This is a genomic window from Cupriavidus sp. 05N40, from assembly GCF_056397305.1.
Window position 1 is genome coordinate 1 of record NZ_JBFTND010000340.1, and the last position, 4,619, is coordinate 4,619.

Below are 4,619 nucleotides of genomic sequence, written 5' to 3' on the forward strand. Positions count from 1 at the left end.
GGCCACGGAGGCCCTGCCGATGGCCACGGAGGCCCTGCCGATGAATCAATATGTAGATTGTATACTATCTACCAAGCGCGACAAGGTCAACGAATTTTGCGGGTTTTGTTTTGCGGGTTTTGTCGAGGTGCCGGCCGAAGCGTGGCTTCAGGCGGCCCTGGCCTCACCCGCTTCCAGCAGCTTCCGGTAGGCAAAGCCCGCCAGCGCCACATCTTCCAGCCCTACGCCGACCGATTTGTAGATCAGCACGTCCGCATCGCTCTCGCGGGGACGCACCTTGCCGGTTACCACGTCGGCCAGTTCCACGATCTTGTCGGCCGGCAGCACGGCGGGGTCGGCCAGCACGATGTCGCCGGCCTCGCGCACGGATTGCGGGCGCCATTCCACCACCAGTTTGCTGGCGCGCGCGAGCGCCGCATCGTCCAGTTCGCGCGTATGCGGCAGGCTGGAACCGATGGCCGCCACGAAGGCGCCGGGCTTGATGGCATGGCCGGAAAACAGCGGGGTGGTGGAGCGCGAAGCGGTGACCACGACGTCCGCCTGGGCGACGGCCTCGTCGGGTTCGGCAAAGGCCACGGGGATGCCGCACCACGTTGCCAGGCGCTCCGGGGTGGCGGCATCGGCATAGGGATCGGATAGCAGGATGCGCTTGAGCGGCAGGGCGGCGGCGAGCTGGCGCGCATGTTGCACGCCTTGCGTGCCGGCGCCGAACAACGCCAGTACCTCGGCGTCCTGGCGGGCCAGGTGGCGCGCGGCCAGCACGGAGCAGGCCGCCGTGCGCAGGCGGGTGATGGCGCCGGCATCGAAGGACGCGAGAGGGCGGCCGTCCTCGGTGGAGAAAATCAGGATGACGAAGGAGAACTGGCCCTTGATGGTGGTGTAGACCTTGGCGCCGGCTACCTGCTGCTGCGGAATGACCGCGCCGAGCGTCGACAGCTTGACGCCGCCGGCCTCGGTGCGAATGCGCTCCTGCATGGCGGCCTTGCCTTCGCCGAAGCTGCGGAAGGCGTCCAGCATGACTTGCTGGGCATCCGCGGGGGTGACATGGCGGTCGATCATCTCGTCGGTGATATGCAGCATGGTGTGTTTTCCTGTTGATGTTCGCTGGCGCGGGGCGCGCCGGATGGATGGAATGCGTGGGGTGGATGCGGCGATCGCGTTGGAGTTGGAGTTGGCGTTGGCTCAGGCGGGTAGGGCAAGCTTGACCAGCACGCCGACGGCGCCGGCGGTGCAAAGGGCCAGCAGCAGCTTGCGCACGGTCTTGGCGGAGAAGCGGTTCTTGAGGCGGTTCGAGATCGCGAAGCCGAGCAGCAGCATCGGGGTCAGGCTCGCGCTGAGCCACAGGTCGGCCAGCCCGAAGCGTCCGGCGGCCCACAGCATCGCCAGCGAGAACGCCGCGCCCGCGCACAGGATGCAGCCGATGGTGGCGCGCAACTGTGGCGGCGGCAGGTGCTGCATGACGATGGCAAAGGGCGGGGCGCCGGCCGAGGTCACGGTGCCCATGAAGCCGGATGCGGCACCCGCCACCGCCATGTTGAGGCCGGACGCCCGCACCCGCCAGCCGAGCAGGCTGAGTGTCACGGCGGCCAGGATCGAGAGGGCGAATATCAGTGCCAGCAGGCGGGCCGGCAACTGCGTCATGGCGGCCACCGCCACCAGCGTGCCGGCGGCGCGCCCCGCCAGGGCATTGCCGGTCGCGCGCCAGGCAATCGAGCGGAACTCGCGCACCGCGCCCAGCAGCGATACCAGCCCGCCCATGGCGAGCAAGGGGCCGGGCGCCAGTTGCGGGAAAAAGAGCACGGCCACCGGTGCCGACAGCATCGAGAACCCGATCCCGCCGACGCCCTGCAAGCAGGCGCCCAGGAAGATCAGCGCGCCCATCATGCCGAACTGCAGGGCGGTTATATCTGCGGGAAGGAAGGCATTGAGGGTCATGACGGGTCTGGGTGGCCGGCAGTTGATCGGTTAGACCGGCAGGTATTCTGCGGTCTTGGATGGTATATTGGTATACAGTCTACATAAATTGTGTGGGGAAGGCATCCGTGATCGGTGCGCCTGAGTGGGGYTATCCCGCAAAAAGTGCGTAAAGGCCCCGTTAAGGCGCACAAATACAAGGGTTTGCACCAAGACAGGGGCATTCCCTAGTCTCCACAGATTTATCTTGTTCTGATCTAGATCAAGAATATAGTATACGTTCATCGGGGCAGACATAGCCCCACGGGAAACAGTACAAAGGTCTCTACAGATAAAGATCCAAGGGGAACACATGCAACACGAAGCAGTGATTGGCGCGGCACACTGGATCTATCTACTGGGCGTGGCGGTCATCGTCCTGACCATGATCCTGCGGGCCAACGTGGTCGTACCGTCGATTCTCGGTACGTTCCTGGTGGTATTTGCGCTGACCGGCAGCCCGGTTTCGGCGCTTGGAGGGATCTTTTCGGCGAGCCTGGTGGCGGCCAAGGAGTTGTTCAATATCTTCCTGGTCATCGCCTTCATGACGGCGCTGCTCAATTCGCTCAAGACGCTGCGCTCGGATATCCGGATGGTGGAGCCGTTCCGCGTGGTGATGAAGAACGGGCATTCCGCCTTCTTCATCCTGGCCGGCATCACCTACGTGATCTCCCTGTTCTTCTGGCCCACGCCGGCGGTGCCGCTGGTATCGGCCATCCTGCTGCCGGCGGCCATTGCGGCCGGACTGCCGCCGCTGGCCGGCGCCATGGCCATCGCCATCGCGGGGCAGGGCATGGCGCTGTCGTCCGACTACGTGATCGGCGTGGCGCCGGGCATCAGCGCCAAGGCGGCCGGCGCCGCGGTCAGCGCCGCCGTGGTGGCGGATCGCGCGCTGGTGTTGTCGATCATTACCGGCGGCATCGCGCTGGCCCTGGCCTACCTGTCGATGCGCAAGCACATCGTGCCCGCCAGCGGCGCGCTGCTGACCAACTGGCAGGCCCGCGCCAGTGGCGCGGACGCCGGGATCGAGCAGGCCGGCACGTTCGACAAGGCCGAGATCGCGCGTGGCACGGAGCACACCGAGCCACTCGCCACCGACTCGAACATCGAGCGCAGTCTGGCGATGGTGGCGCTGCGCCGCGTGAAGTGGTCGAAATGCTTCGCCATCGTGACGCCGCTGGCCTTCCTGGCGGTGGTGGCGGTGATGGTGCTGCCCAAGATGGGGGCGGGCCTGCACGACCTGAAGGGCGGCGACGCCGCGGCGCTGGTCGGCGGGGTGGCGGCGTTGCTGATGATGCTGGCCACGCTGGCAGCCGAAGGCCCGCGCAAGATGCTCGATGTCTGCCCCGAGCACATCACGGACGGCTTCGTCTTCGCCTTCAAGGCCATGGGCTCGGTGCTGCCGATCGCCGGTTTCTTCTTCGTCGGTGCCGGCGAGACCGCCGCGCAGATCCTGGGCGTGAGCCCCGACAAGGCGCCCAGCCTGCTGTTCGAACTGATCCAGGCTTACCAGCACATGATCCCGGACAACCATGTCCTGGTCGCCTTCGGCGTGCTGGTGGTGGGCATGATCACCGGCATCGATGGTTCGGGCTTCGCCGGGCTGCCGCTGACCGGCACCCTGGCCGGCGCGCTGGGGCCGGTGGTTGGTTTCGATTCGGCCACGCTGGCCGCCATCGGGCAGATGGGCGCGGTGTGGACCGGGGGCGGCACGCTGATCGCCTGGTCCTCGCTGATCGCGGTGGCCGGTTTTGCCCGGGTGCCGGTGCTGGATGCGGTGCGGGCCTTGCTGGTGCCGGTGCTGATCGGGCTAGGCGTTTCCACGGTCTGCGCGATGCTGATCTGGCGATAAGGCGCGTCCGGTCCTTCCCCCACAACTGCCTGCATCCGAGGGCGGCTGCGCCAGCCGGCGCAGCCGCCCTTGTCGTCTCTGCGGCGTCCTCGCTCCCTCCCGAAAAAACTGGTCTTGCCCCRCAAAAACGCATTGACCCTTTCATGACATGTAGATAGTATACAATCTACATATCGATTCATCGGCAGGGCCTCCGTGGCCCACCCCAAGCGCGAACCCTTACCAGGAGCCCCCCAATGCCCGAACTCATGAACCGCGAAGACTTCCGTGCCGCTCTCGAAAACGCCATCAAGGGCAAGAGTGCCAACAAGGCCCCCTTCAGCGTCGCCTGGGCCAGCGGCAAGCTCTCCCGCGATCACCTCGCCCGCTGGGCCGAGAACCACTATCACTACGTCGGACCCTTCGCCGACTACCTCGCCTACATCTACGCCCGCACYCCCGACCGCTTCACCGAAGCCAAGGACTTCCTGCTGGCCAATATGTATGAAGAGGAAATCGGCGGCGACCGCCACACCGACCTGCTCGTGCGCTTCGCCGAAGCCTGCGGCACCACCCGCGAGCGCGTCGTCGATCCCGACAATATGTCCCCCACCACCCGCGGCCTGCAGAGCTGGTGCTACGCCGTGGCCATGCGCGAAGACCCCATCGTCGCCGTCGCCGGCCTCGTGGTCGGCCTGGAGTCCCAGGTCCCCTCGATCTACCGCAAGCAGACCCCCACCCTGCGCGACAAGTACAACTTCACCGACGAAGAAGTCGAGTTCTTCGACCTGCATATCGTCTCCGACGAAATCCACGGCGAGCGCGGCTACCAGAT

At 66.0% G+C, this 4,619-nt stretch carries 5 protein-coding genes; 3 read left to right on the forward strand and 2 right to left on the reverse strand.

Annotated elements, in window-relative coordinates; translation table 11 throughout:
- The coding region (locus AC1DO7_RS39545; RefSeq protein ID WP_477117438.1) for a hypothetical protein at window positions 1–190 on the forward strand (190 nt) is incomplete at its 5' end.
- Here the strand turns inward: AC1DO7_RS39545 and AC1DO7_RS39550 are convergent.
- Both AC1DO7_RS39550 and AC1DO7_RS39555 read right to left on the reverse strand, forming a co-directional pair.
- Complete coding sequence (locus AC1DO7_RS39550; RefSeq protein WP_441624427.1) at window positions 148–1,080, reverse strand: ornithine cyclodeaminase family protein; 933 nt, start codon at window positions 1,078–1,080, stop codon at window positions 148–150. The genes AC1DO7_RS39545 and AC1DO7_RS39550 overlap by 43 nt on opposite strands.
- 102 nt (window positions 1,081–1,182) lie before the next feature.
- Window positions 1,183–1,935: a sulfite exporter TauE/SafE family protein gene (locus AC1DO7_RS39555; RefSeq protein WP_441624429.1), complete on the reverse strand. Its 753-nt coding sequence runs from the start codon at window positions 1,933–1,935 to the stop codon at window positions 1,183–1,185.
- A 331-nt stretch (window positions 1,936–2,266) separates the two neighbouring features.
- Here AC1DO7_RS39555 and AC1DO7_RS39560 point away from each other — a divergent pair, with 331 nt between their 5' ends.
- Together AC1DO7_RS39560 and AC1DO7_RS39565 are read left to right on the forward strand one after the other, a co-directional pair.
- Window positions 2,267–3,805, forward strand: coding sequence for a hypothetical protein (locus AC1DO7_RS39560; protein WP_441624431.1), 1,539 nt, complete (start codon window positions 2,267–2,269; stop codon window positions 3,803–3,805).
- Between the two features lie 236 nt (window positions 3,806–4,041).
- On the forward strand, window positions 4,042–4,619 hold a 578-nt coding region (locus AC1DO7_RS39565; protein WP_477117439.1), incomplete at its 3' end, for a TenA family transcriptional regulator.